This window comes from Pedobacter miscanthi (genome assembly GCF_003315595.1).
GTDB lineage: Bacteria > Bacteroidota > Bacteroidia > Sphingobacteriales > Sphingobacteriaceae > Pedobacter > Pedobacter miscanthi.
Window position 1 is genome coordinate 81,201 of sequence record NZ_QNQU01000012.1, and the last position, 19,702, is coordinate 100,902.

Annotated in this window: 18 protein-coding genes and 1 riboswitch; of the genes, 14 read left to right on the forward strand and 4 right to left on the reverse strand. The window is 40.3% G+C overall.

The features are described from left to right. Positions 1–547 precede the first annotated feature (547 nt). Positions 548–973, forward strand: a complete 426-nt coding sequence (locus tag DRW42_RS14995) for a VOC family protein (RefSeq protein ID WP_113949642.1) — start codon at positions 548–550, stop codon at positions 971–973. Positions 974–1,243: 270 nt separating this feature from the next. Here DRW42_RS14995 and DRW42_RS15000 read toward each other — a convergent pair whose 3' ends face one another. After that, on the reverse strand, positions 1,244–1,810 hold the full coding sequence (locus tag DRW42_RS15000) for a Crp/Fnr family transcriptional regulator (protein ID WP_113949643.1): 567 nt from the start codon (positions 1,808–1,810) through the stop codon (positions 1,244–1,246). Between the two features lie 135 nt (positions 1,811–1,945). Here DRW42_RS15000 and DRW42_RS15005 point away from each other — a divergent pair, with 135 nt between their 5' ends. Beyond that, complete coding sequence (locus DRW42_RS15005) at positions 1,946–2,653, forward strand: DUF1349 domain-containing protein (RefSeq protein WP_244215292.1); 708 nt, start codon at positions 1,946–1,948, stop codon at positions 2,651–2,653. Positions 2,654–2,760: 107 nt separating this feature from the next. On the opposite strand, the gene DRW42_RS15010 is transcribed toward DRW42_RS15005, so the two are convergent. Together DRW42_RS15010 and abc-f are read right to left on the reverse strand one after the other, a co-directional pair. Further along, a complete protein-coding gene (locus tag DRW42_RS15010; protein ID WP_113949644.1) occupies positions 2,761–4,053 on the reverse strand; it encodes a leucine-rich repeat-containing protein kinase family protein in 1,293 nt (430 codons plus the stop codon). 51 nt (positions 4,054–4,104) lie between these two features. After that, positions 4,105–5,691: a ribosomal protection-like ABC-F family protein gene (gene abc-f / locus DRW42_RS15015; protein WP_113949645.1), complete on the reverse strand. Its 1,587-nt coding sequence runs from the start codon at positions 5,689–5,691 to the stop codon at positions 4,105–4,107. 357 nt (positions 5,692–6,048) lie between these two features. After that, positions 6,049–6,137, forward strand: a riboswitch (TPP riboswitch). A gap of 63 nt (positions 6,138–6,200) precedes the next feature. On the opposite strand from abc-f, the gene thiS reads away from it, so the two are divergent. The 7 genes from thiS (at position 6,201) to moeB (ending at position 12,610) form a co-directional block, all read left to right on the forward strand. Further along, positions 6,201–6,404, forward strand: a complete 204-nt coding sequence (gene thiS, locus DRW42_RS15020; protein WP_113949646.1) for a sulfur carrier protein ThiS — start codon at positions 6,201–6,203, stop codon at positions 6,402–6,404. Positions 6,405–6,549: 145 nt separating this feature from the next. Further along, positions 6,550–8,433, forward strand: a complete 1,884-nt coding sequence (gene thiC / locus DRW42_RS15025) for a phosphomethylpyrimidine synthase ThiC (protein WP_113949647.1) — start codon at positions 6,550–6,552, stop codon at positions 8,431–8,433. Positions 8,434–8,439: 6 nt separating this feature from the next. Next, positions 8,440–9,054 carry a thiamine phosphate synthase gene (locus tag DRW42_RS15030; protein WP_113949648.1) on the forward strand — a complete coding sequence of 205 codons (615 nt, stop codon included), beginning with the start codon at positions 8,440–8,442 and terminating at the stop codon, positions 9,052–9,054. After that, complete coding sequence (locus DRW42_RS15035; protein WP_113949649.1) at positions 9,051–9,686, forward strand: thiamine phosphate synthase; 636 nt, start codon at positions 9,051–9,053, stop codon at positions 9,684–9,686. The genes DRW42_RS15030 and DRW42_RS15035 overlap by 4 nt, the downstream gene beginning before the upstream one ends. 11 nt (positions 9,687–9,697) lie before the next feature. Continuing rightward, positions 9,698–10,468 carry a thiazole synthase gene (locus DRW42_RS15040; protein WP_113949650.1) on the forward strand — a complete coding sequence of 257 codons (771 nt, stop codon included), beginning with the start codon at positions 9,698–9,700 and terminating at the stop codon, positions 10,466–10,468. Then, positions 10,455–11,579, forward strand: coding sequence for a 2-iminoacetate synthase ThiH (gene thiH, locus DRW42_RS15045; protein WP_113949651.1), 1,125 nt, complete (start codon positions 10,455–10,457; stop codon positions 11,577–11,579). Before DRW42_RS15040 ends, thiH begins: the two co-directional genes overlap by 14 nt. Next, positions 11,573–12,610, forward strand: coding sequence for a HesA/MoeB/ThiF family protein (gene moeB / locus DRW42_RS15050; protein WP_208643572.1), 1,038 nt, complete (start codon positions 11,573–11,575; stop codon positions 12,608–12,610). The genes thiH and moeB overlap by 7 nt, the downstream gene beginning before the upstream one ends. Positions 12,611–12,853: 243 nt before the next feature. Here moeB and DRW42_RS15055 read toward each other — a convergent pair whose 3' ends face one another. Next, positions 12,854–14,083, reverse strand: a complete 1,230-nt coding sequence (locus DRW42_RS15055) for a hypothetical protein (RefSeq protein WP_113949653.1) — start codon at positions 14,081–14,083, stop codon at positions 12,854–12,856. A 365-nt stretch (positions 14,084–14,448) separates the two neighbouring features. On the opposite strand from DRW42_RS15055, the gene DRW42_RS15060 reads away from it, so the two are divergent. From DRW42_RS15060 to DRW42_RS15080, 5 genes are all read left to right on the forward strand, one after another. Further along, positions 14,449–14,649 (forward strand): hypothetical protein, encoded by a 201-nt coding sequence (locus DRW42_RS15060; protein ID WP_113949654.1) that lies wholly within the window; start codon positions 14,449–14,451, stop codon positions 14,647–14,649. A 70-nt stretch (positions 14,650–14,719) separates the two neighbouring features. Beyond that, the gene (locus DRW42_RS15065; protein ID WP_113949655.1) at positions 14,720–16,375 is read left to right on the forward strand and encodes a tetratricopeptide repeat-containing sensor histidine kinase; all 1,656 of its coding nucleotides are present in this window, start codon (positions 14,720–14,722) and stop codon (positions 16,373–16,375) included. A 10-nt stretch (positions 16,376–16,385) separates the two neighbouring features. Then, a complete protein-coding gene (locus tag DRW42_RS15070) occupies positions 16,386–17,051 on the forward strand; it encodes a response regulator (protein WP_113949656.1) in 666 nt (221 codons plus the stop codon). Between the two features lie 775 nt (positions 17,052–17,826). Further along, positions 17,827–18,159 carry a YegP family protein gene (locus DRW42_RS15075; RefSeq protein ID WP_113949657.1) on the forward strand — a complete coding sequence of 111 codons (333 nt, stop codon included), beginning with the start codon at positions 17,827–17,829 and terminating at the stop codon, positions 18,157–18,159. A gap of 9 nt (positions 18,160–18,168) precedes the next feature. Beyond that, complete coding sequence (locus DRW42_RS15080; protein ID WP_113949658.1) at positions 18,169–19,233, forward strand: type I restriction endonuclease; 1,065 nt, start codon at positions 18,169–18,171, stop codon at positions 19,231–19,233. The last annotated feature ends 469 nt before the right edge of the window (positions 19,234–19,702 follow it).

Genomic DNA, 19,702 nt, shown 5'->3' on the forward strand with positions numbered 1-19,702 from the left:
ATCCGAAGCCTAAAGCCTTTAAAAAGCTTAGCTTTAGCACCCTCTGCGTATTCCCTCTACGGTTAAAATGAGGTGTTTGACCATTAAGAAGTTAAGGTGATTAAGCCCGGCGCTACGCAATCATGCGGTAATCATTTTCTCCGTAGCCTGTATTCTCACAGAACATAAAAAAACACGCCCAATAGAGCGTGTTTTAATCAAATTTAAAATTATTGTCTGCACAATTGAGAACCATTCAAATGGATTGTTTAAACCTTTCACAAATATGAAAAAGATAGACTATAAATTTTTGTTCAGTTTTATTCATCTGTAAAAGAGAGGATTACTTTTCTCCATAGTCTTTGCCCTCATAGCCAATTAAATACCTGTTACACAAATGTGAAAAACAGGTCGGGTATCTTTATTCACCTGTAAAATAGATGATTGTTCGCAGCATTAACTTCCTGAATAAACCTGAATGTTCGAATCACCCTCAAATTTGTCCGTTCTACACCCATTTCGTTGTTTTTTGTAGCCGTAACTTGGTCTTAACAAAATAGATAAGATTATGGCAACTATGCACCCTTACTTAAACTTCGATGGCAAGGCCGAAGAAGCGTTTAATTTTTATAAATCGGTTTTTGGTGGAGAATTTATCTTCCTTGCTAAAATGAGCGATGCGCCAGAATCCGATAAATTATCAGAGGAAGAAAGAAACCGTGTAATGCATGTGGCTTTACCAATTAACGAGCATACCATTTTAATGGCTTCTGATTGTGTACCTTCTATGAGGCATGTGCTTAAAGAAGGCAATAACATGTATATCAACATTAACGCCGAAAGCCGCGATGATGCAGATCGTTTATTTAACGGTCTTTCTGCAGGTGGCACCATCGAAATGCCTATGGAAGATATGTTCTGGGGTGATTATTTCGGGAGTTTTAAAGATAAGTTCGGTATTCAATGGATGGTTAACTTTGGAAGTTATAAATAGACATTTGTTTTAACCACAGATGCACACGGATAAACACGGATGGTGTTGGTGTGTATCTGTTTTTTCTCCGATACTCGCTAAGTATTGATTAGGTAGCCTAAGTGTCTGAAGACTGATGTCCCAGGTCAAACAGTCCTTTATACGATCTGTCATCCTGAGCGGAGTCGAAGGATTCTTTCCGAACTTTGTATTTAAAAGATCAAGGTGTTTGCCATTAAGAAGGATAATTTCTATGTTCATAGTTGTAAAAAACTACAACAAAGGCCTGAGCTAAACCGATAACCTGCTTAACGTCTCCCTGGTTACCCCCAGGTAAGAAGCAATAAGCGTTTTCGAGATCCTTTTCTGTAGAGATGGGTATTGGTTACGCCATTGTTTATAGCGCTCGCCCGCATTATTGCTCAATAAGGCCAGTACCCGTTTCTGCAAGGCCATATTGCCCGTGGTATACTTTTTCCTGAAGAAATATTCCATTTTGCGTGATGAAGCACAGAGTTTTTCCTTGTTTTCAAAAGAAATCGAAAGTGTTGTGGTATCTTCAATACAATCCACATTTAAGGTTGCCGGCGTACCTGTATTAAAAGCATTCGGATCCGAAAACCACCACTCTTCCATGGCCAGTTGTAAGATATATTCTTTACCTTCATTATCGGTGTAAGAAGATTTTACAATACCTTTTACCACAAAATGCTCCATACTGGCGGCATCTCCTGCCTGGATAATGTACTGGTGTTTTTTGTATTTTCGTTTAGTAAAAAAAGACGCAGCATGTTCAAATTCCTCATCTGTTAAACAAATGATCTGGTGGATGTGCGCTCTTAAAAAATCTAATTCCATGTTCCTGATACAAACAAATATACTATTTATTGCAAGTTTTTAAAGCCCTTGCGTTTGTATCCATCAAATATAAGCGTGATAATCATCACATTAAAATAGTGATGTAGGTCCTTTTCTAAAATTTAACCTTCCATTATGTTTGCAGAACACAAACACACAAAACCAACCAATAACACACAAATGAAACTTAAATTACTAACCCTGATTACCGTATTATCCTATTTAATTATTCCAAAAGCCAACGCCCAGAGTTTGGCCAAAATGAACTGGTTCAATGAACCTGAAAAATGGGAAATTAAGGATAAAAATACCTTTAGCATGTTCGTTCCGGCCAAAACTGATTACTGGCGAATTTCGCACTATGGCTTTACGGTTGATGATGCCCCTTTCTATTATGCCACTTATGGTGGTGAGTTTGAGGTAAAAGTAAAAATCACCGGAAACTATGTAACCACTTTCGATCAGATGGGACTCATGCTCCGCATTAATGAAGAAGAATGGATTAAGGCCGGTGTTGAATTTGTAAACGGAAAGCAAAATGTGAGCGCCGTGGTAACACATAAAACCAGCGATTGGAGCGTGGTTGAACTGGAAAAGGCACCGGCATCAATCTGGATGAAAGCAGTTAGAAAACTGGATGCCGTAGAGATTTTCTATTCGTTTGATGATAAGAAATATACCATGCTGCGCACCTGTTATTTTAAAGATAATGTACCTGTAATGGTAGGGTTAGTAGCTGCCTGCCCGGACGGAAAAGGTTTTAATGCTACTTTCGAAAATTTTAAGGTAACCACTACACCCGATCAGCGCAGGTTGGATTGGGCCAAGAAACAGCAGAATTAATAAAGTTCTTAATGTACCGTCATTTCGAGCGAAGTGCAACGTAGTCGAGAAATCTGTCTAGATAGATCTCTCCATTTCGCTGCGCTACAGTCGAGATGACGATTTTTCTATTGCAACGCCTCAACTAAATCCTGAAAGCCAGGCCTGTTTAAAGGTAAGGTATCCAAACAAGCATCTCTAAGTTTGCCGATGGTTGCATAAACCTCCTCACTTACCTCATCATCTTTTAAAGAAAGTAAATCATCGAGCAGATAACCATAGGCACTTACCTCTATTCTTTCGAGTGCCATGGCCGGTTGAGCTGTTTTATCATAAAAACTTGCTGCACCAAAATCGCCGAACAGCGTGCTGCCTTCATCGTCAACCAAGGTATTGTGGGCATATAAATCACCATGCATAATACCTGCTTCGTGCAATTGTGCAGCTAACGAAGCAATGGTTTTGGCGATGCCGACTATTTGTTTTTCCGAAAGTTTCCTGTCGGCAGGAAAAACATCCCTTGTACAGCTTTCTAAGCTGGGTGGATTGCCGAGGTTGTAAAAATGATGCGGAATCAGGTCCATCACCAATCCTTTTTTATCTTCCGGATGGTGGGCAATTTGCCCGATCAGATTAACCAAACCCGGGTGATAACCTGCGGCGATGTAGGCTGTCATTTCATCTTCCGGCAGGCCATCGCTGGTAACATTACCTTTAAATATTTTAACAGCTACCTCGGTGGTTTCTTCCCCAATAGTTCTGCTGGCCTTCGAAATAATACCCGATGCACCTTCGCCCAATAAATGGTTGATTTCTAAATCGTGCCAATGGATGAGCGAAAGCGTTTCAACAGCTGGTGTTTTGCTAAAATTATTGCCAGAAAATGCAATCCACGATAATTTTGGCATCTCAGTTACCCATTGCGGCAACTCGTGCAATTTATTCGCAGCGATCCGCAACAAGGCCAGATTCTGGCAATTGTCCAATTCTTCGGGCAGGGCCGATAAACGGTTGCCCGAAAGCATCAGTTTTTGCATCCGTTTACAAAGACCGATTTCCTTGGGCAATTCGGCAATGTTGTTATTCGTTAAAATCAACCAGCGGATATTTGCATTGAGCGATTTCGGCGGCACGGTTTCAATCCGGTTCGATTTAAAACCAACAATATCCAGCAAAGGGCAATCGGCCAGTACCTCTGGTAAAACCGTAAAAAGGTTTTCTGAACAAAAGAAAATTTTCAGCTTCTTTAAACGGCCAAAATCCTTAGGTAACGCACTTAATTGATTAAATGATAAATCCAGCACTTCCAGGGTATCGGCCAGTTCGAATATTTCCTCCGGAAATTCCGTTAAGTTTTCAGAAAGTTTTAACGATACTGCTCCTTTTAGTTCGCCGCGTTGTAGTGCTAACAGGTTTTGCATAGGTGGTGCTGGTTTTAATAATTTGGAACGAAGATAAGTCTATATATTTATTTAAAGATGAACCGTATGTTCTACATGGATTTGATCTAGGAAATATTCATCATGCGACACCACCAAAAGTGTACCCTGGTATTCGTTAATGGCGTTAGTCAAAATCTCAACATTTTGAATATCGAGGTTATTAGTGGGCTCATCCAGGATAATCAGATCGGGCGATTGGTTGCTGATGGTTAACGAACAAAGGATCAGCCGCATTTTTTCGCCACCACTTAATGCCAAACAGGGCTTACTCCAGTCGGTTTTGCCAAATAAAAACCTGTTTAAACGTATTTTTACTTCATGTTCCTGCAACTCGCCCAAATTGTATTGCTGTGCCTGTTCGTAAACCGTAAGCTGATTATCAATCAACGAATAATCCTGATCAATATACATGGCTTTAATATCTGCTTTGTTTAAAATCCCCTTTGATGGTTTTAGTTCTCCCAAAATAATCCTGATCAGTGTGGTTTTGCCCGATCCGTTTCGGCCTTTAATTACATAACGCCCGCCACTAAACACCTGAAAGCTGACTGGTTCCTTCCAAAGAAGATCAGAATGAAATCCAAAATTGATTTCCCTGGCCTCAACAATACTCTTACCCTTGTGCAACATGGCCTGATTAAAACCTATTTTCATTTTATCCGCATCGGGCAGTGCCGAACGGAGCTGTGTAAGTTCTGTTGAAATATGATCGAGTTTTTCAGTATGTACACCTTTCATTTTTGCAGTGCTCTTCTCCGCGTTGTTTTTTAACGTATTCATCGAGATGGTAGGCAAACCGGCTTTTTCCTGTTTTTTCTTCCCTCTGGCATCAAGTTTCTGTTGTCGCTCTGTCGATTCCCTCTCCACCTCTTTTGCCTTACGGAGCGCCTTTTCTTTTGCTTTTAAATCGTTGCTCAGTGCATCGTTTTCAATTTTTTTCTGTGCAGCATAAAAATCGTAATTACCGCCATAAACAGTTATTCCCTTTGAACTAAGCTCGCAAACTTTACTGATCAGGTTTAGCAGGGTGCGATCGTGACTTACCACAACTAAAGTATTTCTGGTCGAACGGATGTAATCGTACAACCTGTTTCTACCTTCCACATCCAAATGATTGGTAGGCTCGTCGAGTAAAACAATTTCCGGGCGGTGGATGATGATCCCGGCCAAAAATACACTGGTTTTTTGCCCGCCACTCAAATTTTCCATTTTTTGGTTTAAATCCAGTCCATTTAACCGCCAATAGCTTAAAGCTTCCTGGCAACGCTCTTCAATGGTCCAGTCATCATTTAGCAAGGTTATATTTTCATCTGTTACCTCTCCATTCAGGATTTCGTTCAGCGCTTTCAGTTTATCTTCAATTTTCAGTGCCTGCGCAATGGTAAGATCATTAAACTGACCGAAAAGCTGGGGTACATAATATGGCGTCGATTCCGTTTTTACATGTCCTGCAGTTGGCATGAGGTTGCCAGCCAAAATTTTTAAAAGTGTCGATTTTCCCGCACCATTATGGCCAATAAGTGCAATTTTTTCGTATTTGTTGATGGTGAGATTTAAATCTGAAAACAGTAAATCTCCATTAAGGTGGATATAGGTAGCCCCTTGTAGATTAAGCATAAATTTCTTTTTTATCGGTAAATAATTGCAGCAACGGAACCGTTCTGCCTGTTATCTATTTTCTGAAAAGAAATGAATCCTACATTTATTGGGTAATTTGGTGATGGTACAAAGGTAAGGATTTTTTGCGTTTTGCGAAGAGGGGTTGGCGTGGTATAGTTCGAAGTTGAAATTTTGGCAGAAAAGTGCCGTCATTTCGAGCGGAGAGCAGCGCAGTCGAGAAATCTATCTAGGTAGATCTCTCCATTCCACTATGTTCCAGTCGAGATGACGAATCGATGATATCTCAATCATGAATTATAGATTTTATCTATATCAATTTTTATTTGCATTAGAAATTTAATGCTATATATTTACAAAAAACTTTAGGGGTGCCTACGTGCTGAGAAATACCCTTTGAACCTGATGCAGTTAGTACTGCCGAAGGGAAAAGTGAAAGCAATTACGATTGCTGTCTTTTCGATCTCCATTTTGGGGCAATCTCTATAGTTTTTCCAATTTTTTAAAATATGGAAGTAACTATCAACAATCAAAACCATCAACTCAACGAAGCCTGTTCCATCGAACAGATGCTCGCTGCTGTTATTCCAACCGGTACGGATGGCCTTGCCATAGCCGTTAATCAAACCATCATTTCTAAATCCACCTGGGTTAAGCATGTGTTGCATTCCGGCGATCAGGTGATAATCATTAAAGCCACACAGGGGGGGTGAAAGAAAATGATTGAATGATTGAATTTTGAATGGAAGATGCAGTCCAATTAATCACTCATTCAAGCCTTCTCTCATCGGGTCATTCTCTCATTCAATCAATCTCTCCTTCATTCATTCCTTTAATCAATAATTCTATCACTCAAATATGAAACAAGAAAAAACACCAAACCAGGAAGTCATCAGCCGTAGCCCATTTCCGGCATCACGCAAAATATTTGTTCCCGGAAAAATCCACGATATTCAGGTGGCGATGCGCGAAATCAGCTTGTCGGAAACTAAAATTCACAATGGATTTGGTTTAACCGAACCCAACCCACCGGTAACCGTTTATGATACCAGCGGTCCTTATACCGACCCAAATGCAGAAATTGATGTGAGGAAAGGACTTCCGCGGTTAAGGGAGCAATGGATTAAAGACAGACAGGATGTAACGCAACTTGATCAACTATCTTCTGCCTACGGACAGCAACGCCTGGCCGATGCCAAACTCGATGTTTTACGTTTTAACTATACCAACAAACCTTATAAAGCCCAGCCAGGAGCCAATGTATCGCAAATGCATTATGCTAAAAAAGGCATTATTACAGCCGAAATGGAATACATTGCCATCAGGGAAAACCAGCAGATCGAACGATTAAATGAACAATTGGGCGATCAGCATGAGGTAATGAATCACCAGCACAACGGTAATAGTTTTGGTGCCAATACCCCGAAGGACTACATTACACCTGAATTTGTACGGTCAGAGGTGGCAGCCGGACGTGCGGTAATCCCCTGCAACATTAATCACCCCGAGTTAGAGCCGATGATTATCGGGCGTAATTTCCTGGTAAAAATCAACGCAAATATTGGTAATTCGGCAGTTACTTCTACCATTGAAGAAGAAGTGGAAAAAGCCGTTTGGGCCTGTCGCTGGGGTGCCGATACCATTATGGATCTTTCTACAGGGAAAAATATCCACGAAACACGTGAATGGATTATCCGCAATTCGCCTGTGCCGATCGGTACCGTTCCCATCTATCAGGCGCTCGAAAAAGTAAACGGCAAAGCCGAAGACCTTACCTGGGAAATTTTCCGCGATACCCTGATTGAGCAAGCCGAACAAGGCGTTGATTATTTTACCATCCACGCAGGGGTGTTGCTTCGTTATGTGCCTTTAACTGCCAAAAGGATAACCGGCATTGTTTCTCGCGGTGGATCGATCATGGCGAAATGGTGTTTGGCGCATCATAAGGAAAACTTCCTATATACTCATTTCGAAGAAATTTGCGAGATCATGAAAGCTTATGATGTTGCTTTTTCTTTAGGCGATGGTTTAAGGCCGGGTTGTATTGCTGATGCCAACGATGCTGCACAGTTTTCGGAACTCGAAACCCTTGGCGAACTGACCAAAATAGCCTGGAAACACGATGTGCAGACCATTATCGAAGGTCCTGGGCACGTGCCCATGCATCTGATTAAAGCAAATATGGAAAAACAGCTCGAGCATTGTTCGGAAGCACCATTTTATACCTTAGGCCCGTTAACTACCGATATTGCCCCGGGTTATGACCATATCACCTCAGCCATTGGCGCTGCGATGATTGGCTGGTTCGGAACGGCCATGCTCTGTTATGTTACGCCTAAAGAACATTTGGGTTTACCGAATAAAAAAGATGTGAAAGATGGGGTAATTACCTATAAAATTGCTGCACATGCAGCCGATCTGGCTAAAGGCCACCCTGGTGCACAATACCGTGATAATGCCTTGAGTAAGGCAAGGTTCGAATTCAGGTGGGAAGACCAGTTCAATTTATCACTCGATCCGGATACGGCAAAAGAATTCCATGATGAAACCCTGCCGGCAGATGGCGCCAAGATTGCACATTTTTGTTCAATGTGCGGACCAAATTTCTGTTCGATGAAAATTACACAGGATGTGCGCGAATATGCTGCACAGCAAGGGGTGGAAGCAGACGAAGCTTTAGCCAAAGGCATGGAAGAAAAATCGAAGGAGTTTACCGCAAAAGGAAGCGAAATTTATTCTTAACCCACAATGGAACTGATCGTAATCGCCAAACCAATCCTTTTTAAGGAAGAAAGTAATCTTATAAATCAGCTTTTCGAAGCCGGTTTACAGGTATTTCACCTGCGTAAAGAAAATGTTGATGAGGCCGATTATCGGAAAATTATAGAGGAAATTCCAGCAGAATACCATCCACGGATTGCTTTGCATCACTTCCATTCGCTGGCCAACGATTACGATATTCACCGGATCCACCATACCGAAAGTTTCAGGAAAGAAAGTAATAATGGATCATTACCAGAAAATAAAATCTACAGCACTTCTATTCATCACTTAGCTGATATAGAGCAGATCGGGCAGTATGATTACAGTTTTTTTAGTCCGGTGTTTAATAGTTTTTCCAAACCGGGTTATCAGGGGGTAATTCCGGTAGATTTCCGTTTAGAAAAACAAGATGCTAAACCAAAAATCATTGCTCTTGGCGGCATTGGACTAAACCAAATCGATCAGGTAAAAGAAATGAATTTCGATGGCATAGCGTTATTAGGCAGCATCTGGAACGATCCTTCTCAGGCCCTCCTCACCTTTAAAAAAGCACAGGCAAAATGCCGGGCTTATTCTCAAAATTTAACAAGACAAACATGATTCAGCCCTTACAATATATCTCACAGGCACCTCAAACCGGTACCCATATCGATGCCATTCAGCAGGTGTTAAAAGCCGGTGGTAAATGGATTCAGCTCCGCATTAAAAACCAATCCGAAGCCGAAATCCTGCCCTTTGCAAAAGCTGCACAGGCCTTATGCGAAAGTTATGGTGCCAAACTGATTATAAACGATTATCCGCACCTTGCCAAAGCCGTAAACAGTTATGGTGTACACTTAGGGTTGCAGGATATGCCCATTCTGGAAGCCAGAAAAATTATCGGAAAACACCAGATTATCGGCGGTACGGCCAATACTTTCGAACACATTAAACAAAGGGTTGCAGAAGGTGCCGATTATATTGGTTTAGGACCATTCAGGTTTACGCGGACAAAAGAAAATCTGAGTCCGATTGTAGGTTTGGAAGGCTACCAGAAGTTAATGGAAAAGGTAAGGAAAGCCGGAATCAGTATTCCAATTATTGCCATTGGTGGTATCGAAGCAGAAGATATTCCGGCTATACTCGAAACCGGAATTTACGGAATTGCCATATCGGCAGCGCTTACCAACCAAATTCAAACGGCTGCCGTTCTCGAAGAGATCAACAGCAAATTCAACATTCATTCGATTTAAAAATTACAGATATGTTAACCATAGCAGATCAAACTTTTAGCTCCCGCCTTTTTACCGGAACCGGAAAATTTAGTTCGGCCAGAGAGATGGAAAGCGCCTTAATAGCCTCGGCCTCCGAATTGGTTACCGTGGCCCTTAAACGTGTCGATTTAAAAGGAAAAGACGACGATATCCTTCATCACCTCAAATATCCACACATCAATTTATTGCCCAATACCTCTGGCGTACGCAATGCGAAAGAAGCTGTTTTTGCCGCTCAACTGGCACGCGAAGCATTGGAAACCAATTGGATAAAACTCGAAATCCATCCCGATCCGAAATACCTGATGCCTGATCCGATCGAAACACTTAAAGCAACCGAAGAACTGGCGAAACTAGGTTTTGTGGTGCTGCCTTACATTCATGCCGATCCTGTTTTATGTAAACGTTTAGAAGATGTGGGTACTGCTGCGGTGATGCCTTTAGGCTCACCAATTGGTAGCAATAAAGGTTTACGAACCATCGATTTTTTAGAGATTATCATTAGCCAAAGTAAGGTTCCGGTAATTGTAGATGCCGGTATTGGCGCACCATCTGATGCCGCAAAAGCAATGGAAATTGGTGCAGATGCCGTTTTGGTAAACACCGCTATTGCTATTGCCAAAGACCCAACCAGTATGGCCGTTGCCTTTAAAATGGCTGTTGAAGCCGGCAGAATGGCTTTCGAATCTAAACTGGGCAATCAGCAGCATTATGCCGCAGCCAGCAGCCCATTAACCGCATTTTTAGATGAAGAGTTTTAACGAGGTATTCGAATCCTACAACTGGGACGATACCAAAGCCAGTATTTATGATAAAACGGCTGCTGATGTAGAGCGGGCGTTAAGCAATCCGCAACGGACGCTGGAAGATTTTAAAGCACTGATTTCCCCGGCGGCATTACCCTATCTTGAAGATATGGCACAGATCAGTCAGCGTTTAACCTTAGACCGTTTTGGCCGCGTAATCCAGATGTATATTCCGCTTTATCTCTCCAACGAGTGTAATAACATCTGTACCTATTGTGGCTTTAGCTATGATAATAAAGTACGCCGGAGAACGCTTAATCCGATGGAAATTATGCAGGAAGTGGCTGTAATTAAGGGGATGGGCTACGATCATGTATTATTGGTAACAGGCGAAGCCAACCAGACCGTACATACTGATTATTTTAAAAAAGTATTGGACTTGATTAGTCCGCATTTTGCCCATATTTCGATGGAAGTACAGCCTCTGGATGTGGCCGATTATGAAACGCTGATTCCACATGGCTTAAATACCGTATTGGTTTACCAGGAAACCTACCACCAGGATGATTATCGAAAACACCATCCTAAAGGTAAAAAGTCGAATTTTTTATACCGTTTGGAAACCCCAGATCGGTTAGGTCAGGCCGGAATCCATAAAATGGGATTGGGTGTGCTCATTGGACTGGAAGACTGGCGTACCGATTCGTTTTTTACGGCCCTGCATCTATCTTATCTCGAAAAACAGTACTGGCAGAGTAAATTCAGCATCTCTTTCCCGAGGTTACGCCCTTTTAGTGGTGGTTTAGAACCAAAGGTAGCGATGAACGATAAAGAACTGGTGCAGCTCATTTGTGCTTACCGCTTATTTAACAGTGAAGTGGAGCTTTCTATCTCTACCCGCGAAACCGTGGCTTTCAGGAACCACATCATTAAACTGGGAATCACCGCCATTAGTGCAGGCTCTAAAACCAATCCCGGCGGTTATGAAGTAGAACCGCAATCGCTTGAGCAGTTCGAAATATCCGACGAACGTTCGGCACAGGAAATTGCAGTTATGATCAGAAAGCAGGGTTACGAACCGATATGGAAAGACTGGGATATGAGTTTGATCAGTAAATCATGTTAATAAAAGAAGAATTAAACCGTTATAACAGGCAGATGATTTTGCCTGAAATGGGCCTTATTGGACAAGAAAAGTTAAAAGTCGCCAAAGTATTGGTTATTGGTGCTGGCGGTTTGGGCTGCCCCATATTACAATATCTGGCCGCAGCCGGAGTCGGAACAATCGGAATTGTAGATGATGATGTGGTAGAATTAAGCAACCTGCACCGGCAGATTTTATATAACCATACCGATATTGGTTTATCCAAGGCCAAAACTGCAGCAGCTAAACTTAAACTGCTTAATCCGCATATAAGTTTCACTGCTTACCACGAGCGTTTTACTATAGATAATGCAGCATCTATCTGCCGCAATTATGACCTGTTAATCGATTGTTCAGATAATTTTACTACCCGTTATCTCGTAAATGATACCTGTGTAGAATTAGGTAAAACACTCATTTTTGGTTCTATTTTACAGTTTGAAGGTCAGGTGGCGATATTTAATCATAACAGTGGGCCAAGTTATAGAGATCTTTATCCTGCACCACCGACAGAAAACATCAACTGCGTAGAAGGCGGCGTAATCGGAATCCTGCCCGGAATAATCGGATTGTACATGGCCAACGAAGCCATCAAACTGATCTGTGGCATTGGCGAAACCCTCTCGGGGAAATTAATGACTATCGATGCATTGAACAATACCGTACTGGTATTTAAAATTGCGCAGGAAAAACAAGCCGAAACAGTTAAAACTGAAGCTACAGTTCGTGAAACAAAGGAAATCGATAAAACGACTTTAGAGCAATGGCTTACTGAATCTGCAGATGAAATTTTCCTGATCGATGTACGCGAAGATTATGAACATGAAGAAAACAACATTGGTGGAGTAAATATTTCCTTATATGACTTAACAGCTTCGCTTGAAACCATTCCAAAGAATAAAAAACTGGTGTGTTATTGCCAAACCGGGCAAAGGAGTAAAATGGCCGTGCAGTTGCTAGAGGGAGTTTATGAAGGGGAGGTTTTTACTTTAAAAGGAGGGTTGGTTCATTAGTTCAGTTGTTCATTCGTCATTAGTTCATTGGTAACTGTATACTGCAAATTGAAAACTGCGCATTGGGTTAACTGGTTAATTGTTTACCCTTCGACAATGCTCAAGGGATTAACCGTAGTATGGCGCTTAACGGAATCAATTTTTAACCGCCAAGCTCGCAGAGAAGAGGTGCAGAGAACGCAAAGCGACGAGGTATTTTTTTGCGCCATTAACTTCGGACCCCGGTCATCTGACTTTTCGAACTTATACCTTTACCACCTTTAATTCGGCTCCGTTCATTACCTCATTCGTTTCTGATGCCGAGAGCTTCTCTTTAATATCGTTTTCTTGAAGTTTATCTTTTGATTTAACTTCTTTCTCAAGCTTACTTACTCCATAACCACAAAGTCCCACAAAAAAAGCTGCACATAAAAACCATGCTAAACGGGTAAATAAATGCCGATAATTGGAAGTGTATTTTGTCAAGATTAAACTTGAAAGTGGTTTCAGCACTCTTTGTGTGTCTAAAGGGTATGTACCACTATCAGTAAAAAACTCATGGTCTTTCACAAAACCTTTATACCATACTTTACCTAAAGAATAACTCGTTAGGGTATCTGGTAAAGTGATTTTTTGTTGCTTTTTTAAAACTTTAAGATTTAAAGGGATGATTGTAGCATTGGCAATTGTTCTTTCGCAATTAATCGGCTCATAATGATCTTCATCCCAATACATACACTTTTCGTCGGAGTTGGGCATTCTAACGGTAGTTGGGCTGTTTTCCCAGGCAACAAAAGAGGAGCTGCCGATAAAAAGTAAGATAATGCAGGAAATTGTGACGGACGAAGTTGAAAAGCGGGGGATGTATTCTGTTTTAGGTGGGTTCTCTGTGATTATTTTCTCCTTGTTTCTTGATTGTTCAATAACTTTTATATTGGTTGAGCCTGAGGATTCTTTTTTTTCTATTTCAACTAAATCTCCATGTTCATTTGCTCCTTGATCTATGCTCATCACCTCATTTTCGTGATTCTTCTCTCCTTCACGATTTAGGTCTACCGTCCCATTCTGTGTTTCATTTATCTTAACATCAATTATATTGGTGATTTCTCTCTTTTCTTTATCAAATTGCTTGTCAAAACTATTATAATAAGATATGCTTGTTCTTGGCTGAAAATCTATTAGCCAAGCCAAAAGTTCGATGAACTTTATTCCTGGGTTTGTTACTTTGCCTTTTAGGATTTTAGGCATTTGTTTAAATTTCTGTGCCCGAGAGTTTTCTATTACATAAAAATACCCCTTTTCTTGATCTTTTGGGCCGAAGAACTGTCGAAGTATCTCCAGGTCATTTGGGTTATGCTGTCTCTCACGATAGACGATTAAACATTCTTCACGCAAATCCCCTGGCGTTGGTGCTGATAAATTGGGAGAAAGACTTCCGTCTAACTTTTTATTCTCATAAGCAGCAAGTACTACTTTTCTATAATCTTCAGGCATTTTCAAAAATTTAGTCGTAAAAATAAGACGGAATTTCCGGAATTTTTACGGTTAACCGGAATTCCAGCGGAATGAAAGGAACGAACGGAATCTTTTGATAACTAGTGATTTGAAGCCCCCATATTTGTATCGTTGATCAGCACAGGTGGCGATTCATTCTCAAAGCTAAAATAAAAAACTGATTAATAAAAGAGTAGAAATCGCGGTAGTTATTAACCGGTTTGGGAAGCAGTTATTAGCTCCCGCGACAGACACTCAGACACTTCCCAAAAATTTTCAGAAGGCCTTCTGATGACCAATTGTAGCAACCCCCACGCATGGGGCGTGGGGAACTACGTGTACATCAATTCTAAAATTTTTGAATCATGTTTATTCCATTATTTATTGCCATATTATTAGGCTTGGCTAGCCCTTCAAATACAAATAACAATTGCAGCCACAATGGTGGTACAACGGTAAGTACCAACGGTGCACAAGACGATCAAGGGACGGACCCTGGTGATGGTGGCGACAATGGTGATGATACCGGAGGTGAAACAGGGCATGTACCACCTATAAAACCGTAATTTTAAAAAAAGTAAGGTGGTGCATACTGCCTTACTTTTTTTATATTTGAGAGATTAAAGTTCTCATACATTGAAAAATTCTATACTATTTATAGCTATTACAGTTTTACTTCTGGCCTGCCAAAAGAAGGAAATCAGTAAAAAAGAGATCCGAGACGCCGATTTTGATAAAGCAAGATCTCTGGTCAATAAAAACAATGATTCTGCTTTCTTTTATTTTAGTAAAGTAGCTACAAGTAATAAAGATAGTTTAAAGGTTGCATTGTCATATAATTATATGGCTTCGATTCAGGCAGAATCCAGTGATTACTTTGGAAGCCTAGAAAGCTTAGCCTTATCCTTAAAGTTTTTAAATACAAATAAAAAGGAGGATTATGATTGCCTATCTTCTACCTATAATGAACTTGGTGTAAATAACTATAACTTAAAAAATTATCAACAAGCACTAACTTATTTCGAAAATGCACTCAAGTTTTCAGAAGATGATTTCTTTAGACTTATAATCCTAAATAATAAAGCGCTTGTTTATCAAAAAGCAGGAAAATACAATTTGGCTCTTAATATCTATGAGCAACTTCTTTTAAAAAAAAGTAAAAATACCAGTGAATATGCAAGGGTGCTTTCTAATATTGCTAAAACTCAATGGCTCCAAAATCCTAGATATGATGCTGCACCAAAATTATTAATGGCGCTTAAGATTCGTAAAAATGAAAAAGACGAATGGGGATTAAATGCAAGTTACTCCCATCTTTCCGACTACTACTCTATTAAGTCACCCGATTCGGCTCTAGGTTATGCAATCCAAATGTATAAAATTGCCCAAAAATTAAGCAGTCCTGATGACCAATTAGAAGCACTGCAAAAACTAATTAAACTTAGTCCATCTACTTCAACTAAACAGTATTTTCAAACCTATCAAAATCTTAATGATAGTATACAAACTGTTCGTTCAGCTGCTAAAAATCAATTCGCGGTTATCCGTTACGCCTCAGAAAAGAACAAAGCCGATTTTCTAAAAGCCCAGGCAGAGAATATTGAGAAACAAAAAGACATACTCTTAAGAAATATAGGTATTGCTACCTTGTTTATATTTTTAATATTGGGCTATATTTTCTATCAGAGAAGACAAAAAAGTTTACGACAGGAAAAAGAAATAGAAGTTAAAAAAACAGAGCTTAAATATGTTAAAAAAGTTCACGATGGTGTTGCCAATGGTCTATATCTGATTATGAACAAACTCGACAATCAAGAGTCTTTAAAAAATAATCCGATTATTAATGAAATAGAAGAACTTTATGAGCAATCACGGGATATTTCTTATGAAAGACCAAGATTGAAAAAATTGCCTTTTAACGAAAAAATAGCTGATATCTTAAAATCATTTGCTTCTGATGATACAAAAGTGATCATTGTAGGAAACTCTACCCAACTTTGGGAAAAAGTAACAGAACAGGCAAAGGATGAAATAGAACATATCCTTCAGGAACTGATGGTAAATATGGATAAACATAGCCAGGCAAGTGATGTGCTTATCAAATTTGAGCAGGCAGCACAGAAAATAAACATCTATTATACCGATAACGGCATTGGCATTTCGGGGCAAGTGCAGCCCAATAACGGACTCACAAATACGGGAACCCGTATTGCAACAATTGGTGGTAGCATTACCTTTGATACCAATGTAGAAAAGGGGCTTAAAATCCAGATCTCTTTTCCGGTTTCCTAATTGTATAGATATGTTTAAAAGAATACTAATTGCCGAAGATCAAGAAACACAGAATATTTCGCTACAAAAAACATTGGCCGAACTGGGTGCTGCAAAGCCCGATTACGTATATTATTGCGATGATGCACTTACCTGGATCAAAAAAGCCATTAAAGCAGAGCAACCTTACGATCTCCTGATTACCGATCTATATTTTGAGGAAGATAATAATCAACAAAGGATTGATGGTGGTGCCGAACTCATCAAAGCTGCAAAAGAGGTACAACCCGATTTAAAAACACTTGTATTTTCAGGAGAAAACAGACCTGCGGTTATCGATATGTTATTTAAAGAAATGCATATTGATGGCTATGTTCGTAAAGCCCGTCACGATGGGCAATACCTGAAATTAGCTATATCGGCTATCCACAACCATAAAAAATACCTTTCGCCCGATTTAAAACAGGCTAGGAAAGAAAATAACTCGCACGATTTTACCGATCTCGATATTGCGATCATTTCTCAACTGGTTGATGGAACACCTCAGAAAAATATCCCCTATTATTTACAGGAAAACAACATTAAACCATCCGGACTAAGCAGTATCGAAAAACGCCTTAACCTAATGAAAGAAGTGCTGGGCTTTTCTAAAAACGAACAACTGATCGCTTATTGTAAGGATATCGGGATTATTTAGCGCTGCGTTAAGCGTGGAGCGTTTGGCGGTGTATTAGTCCCAAGTCTTCAGTCTATAATCCTGAGTCTGGTCATTACTTTAACGTACTTATCATCCTGAGGTAGCGAAGGACCTTTACGATGGATTAGCCGCTTAACAAGCTCTGTGTTCTCCGTGCCCTTCTCCATGATTCTCTGTGGTTAAAAAAAGCAATAAGTCCGAAAGTCGGAAGACCGATGTCGGAAGCTAAGTTGCAAAATAACGCAACAGTTTAGTATTCTTTGTGTTTTTATCGGTGGTTAAAAAAGCACTTGTCATCCTGAGGGATAATTTATTGTATAAAATCAATATGAATGACAGAAGAATCTTAGCGCAATGAAAAGCCGCCAAATTCGTCATTGCGAGAAGGCTTTTTCAGCCGACGAAGCAATCTTTCTAACAACGATTGCTAGCAGGAAAGATTGCTTCGTCGTTCCTTCTCGCAATGACGACTTTTCTAAATCTGTTAATGGTAGCGGAGTTGAAGGATCTTTTACGATGGAGAGTGAACCTCAACTACTAAACAACCTCTGCGCTCTCCGTGCCCTTCTCCATGATCTCTGTGGTTAAAAAAGCGGTTGTAATATGGCGCTTGGCGGGGGTTGCAGAATTAGCCCTGAACAATCAAGCCATAAAGCAATTTTAACAATTAGCCATCCCAATGAACTATTGACCAATAAACAAATGAACCATCCTACGGTTTCCCGTAAGGCCTCCCCACATTCCCTTCCTATTTTTGAGCAAATAAAAAACAAGCATGGGAAAATTTATCATCACCAAAAGAACCAACGGCGAATACCAGTTTAATCTTAAAGCTGCAAACGGACATATTATCCTCACCAGCGAGGGTTACACCACAAAAGCATCATGCAACAAGGGCATCGAATCGGTTAAAAACAATGCCCCAACCGATGCGAGGTACGATAGGAAAATTGCCAAAAACGGATCTTACTATTTTAACTTGAAGGCAGGTAATGGAGAAATTATCGGTACAAGCCAAATGTATGGCACGGAAGATACCCGCGACAATGGCATTGAGTCGGTTAAAACCGATGCGCCTGATGCCGAAGTAACTGATGAAACCATATAACAGAAAACTATGGATCTTAAACTAAAATTAGAGCAGCTTCATCAACGGGTGGTGGGTTTAAAAGACCAGATCAATACCGAGGAAGCCACTAAAAACGCATTTGTAATGCCTTTTATCCAAATCCTGGGTTATGATATTTTTAACCCTACCGAGGTAATCCCCGAGCACATCTGCGATATCGGCACCAAAAAAGGTGAAAAAGTGGATTATGTGATCCGTAAAAACGACCAGCCCATCCTTATTTTCGAATGTAAACACTGGAAAGAAAGTGCCGATGCCCATAATTCGCAGTTGCACCGCTACTACCACGTTTCTAAGGCCAGGTTTGGTGTGTTAACCAATGGTACGGTTTATAACTTCTACGCCGATCTGGAAAAGCCGAACATTATGGACGAGAAACCTTTCCTCACCATAGATCTTGAAGACCTGAAAGACAATGCGATTAAAATCCTCGAAAGTTTTACTAAAAACGAATACAATTTAGAAAGTATTCTCGATTCGGCCGAAGGTTTAAAATACATCAAAGCCATCAGAAAAGAATTTGAAAAAGAAATTGATACGCCTTCCGACGAGCTTGTGAAATTATTGGTGAACCGTTTTTTCGACAAACCTTTAACGGCAAACCGGATGATTGCTTTTAAAGAATATACCAAAAAAGCCTTAGCGGTTTCCATCAACGAATCCATCAGCGACCGTTTAAAATCTGCTTTGAATATCAACGAAAAAATAGAGAAAAAAGGTGAAGAGAAAGTAATTCCCATTATCGAAGACCCCGATACATCTAAAATTGTAACCACGGAAGAGGAACTGGAAGCCTTTCAGATTGTAAAGGCCATTTTGCGTGAAAAGATTCCTGCTGCACGCATTGCCGCCCGCGATACACAATCGTACTTTGGGGTACTGTTGGATGATAATAACCGGAAACCCATCTGCAGGTTCCACTTTAATACTGCTAATAAATACCTCGAAACTTTCCAGAACGGAAAAGATGCCGGTGAGAAAAAACAGTTGTTTAGTCTTGATGAACTTTACGATTACAGGGTTCAATTGCATCAAACTTTAGAAAATTATTAATTATCCGCTCAATACTCAAAAAAAATGCAGGGATTGCTCCATGGTTTGTTGGGAGCAGGCAGAGCAATCTCTCATTTTTAATAATCCACTCCTGCTTCTGTCAATCCAGAGGGATAATTTATTTTATAAAAATCAATATGAGTGATAGAAGAATCTTAGTACAATGATAAGCCGCTAAATTCGTCATTGCGAGAAGGCTTTTTCAGCCGGCAGCCTGCCCCGATTTCGGGGAAGCGATCTTTATAACAAGGATCGCTGCAGGAAAGATTGCTTCGTCGTTCCTCCTCAGCAATGACGACCTTTCTAAATCTGTCAATGGTAGCGGAGTCGAAGGATAGTTTTGCTAAAATTGTCACCAAATAGGTGTACTCTCTTTATTGTTAAACCACCTAAGTCCTCTGAGAACATTTAAGCTTATTAACCTTGAATAAAATTGCTTACCCTAAGGTGAACTAAGGTGCCTTAGGTG

Coding starts and splice junctions, on each gene's coding strand:
- DRW42_RS15060 (WP_113949654.1), top strand. CDS start 14,449: ATGTTTATTCCATTATTTATTGCCATATTATTAGGCTTGGCTAGCCCT.
- abc-f (WP_113949645.1), bottom strand. CDS start 5,691: ATGCTTAATCTACAAGGGGCTACCTATATCCACCTTAATGGAGATTTA.
- DRW42_RS15010 (WP_113949644.1), bottom strand. CDS start 4,053: ATGCAAAACCTGTTAGCACTACAACGCGGCGAACTAAAAGGAGCAGTA.
- thiC (WP_113949647.1), top strand. CDS start 6,550: ATGAAACAAGAAAAAACACCAAACCAGGAAGTCATCAGCCGTAGCCCA.
- thiS (WP_113949646.1), top strand. CDS start 6,201: ATGGAAGTAACTATCAACAATCAAAACCATCAACTCAACGAAGCCTGT.
- DRW42_RS14995 (WP_113949642.1), top strand. CDS start 548: ATGGCAACTATGCACCCTTACTTAAACTTCGATGGCAAGGCCGAAGAA.
- DRW42_RS15035 (WP_113949649.1), top strand. CDS start 9,051: ATGATTCAGCCCTTACAATATATCTCACAGGCACCTCAAACCGGTACC.
- DRW42_RS15055 (WP_113949653.1), bottom strand. CDS start 14,083: ATGCCTGAAGATTATAGAAAAGTAGTACTTGCTGCTTATGAGAATAAA.
- DRW42_RS15080 (WP_113949658.1), top strand. CDS start 18,169: ATGGATCTTAAACTAAAATTAGAGCAGCTTCATCAACGGGTGGTGGGT.
- DRW42_RS15005 (WP_244215292.1), top strand. CDS start 1,946: ATGTTTGCAGAACACAAACACACAAAACCAACCAATAACACACAAATG.
- DRW42_RS15070 (WP_113949656.1), top strand. CDS start 16,386: ATGTTTAAAAGAATACTAATTGCCGAAGATCAAGAAACACAGAATATT.
- DRW42_RS15040 (WP_113949650.1), top strand. CDS start 9,698: ATGTTAACCATAGCAGATCAAACTTTTAGCTCCCGCCTTTTTACCGGA.
- DRW42_RS15000 (WP_113949643.1), bottom strand. CDS start 1,810: ATGGAATTAGATTTTTTAAGAGCGCACATCCACCAGATCATTTGTTTA.
- DRW42_RS15075 (WP_113949657.1), top strand. CDS start 17,827: ATGGGAAAATTTATCATCACCAAAAGAACCAACGGCGAATACCAGTTT.
- DRW42_RS15030 (WP_113949648.1), top strand. CDS start 8,440: ATGGAACTGATCGTAATCGCCAAACCAATCCTTTTTAAGGAAGAAAGT.
- moeB (WP_208643572.1), top strand. CDS start 11,573: ATGTTAATAAAAGAAGAATTAAACCGTTATAACAGGCAGATGATTTTG.
- thiH (WP_113949651.1), top strand. CDS start 10,455: ATGAAGAGTTTTAACGAGGTATTCGAATCCTACAACTGGGACGATACC.